General features: G+C 37.6%; 1 pseudogene. It reads right to left on the reverse strand.

Annotated features, from left to right (window positions below):
* Positions 1–63: 63 nt before the first annotated feature.
* Positions 64–471: pseudogene (locus V7147_RS22325) on the reverse strand (carboxypeptidase M32); the annotation flags it as partial.

Genomic DNA, 471 nt, shown 5'->3' on the forward strand with positions numbered 1-471 from the left:
GCGCCTGAAGCTAGACATTGAACGAAAAAGCTACGCAACCATTTGTTGCGTAGCTCTTACTTTTTATAGATCGTAAATCGCACGATATTTAGCTTCTAAGTATTGGATTAAATAGTTTGCATTTAACCCCTCACCTGTCACGTCCTTGATGATTTCTAATGGCTTTTTAAGTTTTCCATACTTATGAATATGTTCAGTTAGCCATTCTCTTATAGGAAGTAAGTTCCCCTCTTCCAGCAATTCATCATAGTTAGGAAGATCCTTTAACATCGCATTTTTAATTTGAGCCGCATACATATATCCAAGTGCATATGAAGGGAAATAGCCAAAGCTGCCACCAGCCCAATGGACATCCTGTAATACCCCTTTTGCATCATTTTCTGGACGTATTCCTAAATATTCTTCATATTTCGCATTCCAGATTTCTGGTAGGTCCTTAACCTCAATCTCATCATTAAAAAGACCTTTTTC

This window comes from Bacillus sp. JJ1521, assembly GCF_036965165.1.
GTDB lineage: Bacteria > Bacillota > Bacilli > Bacillales > Bacillaceae_L > Ferdinandcohnia.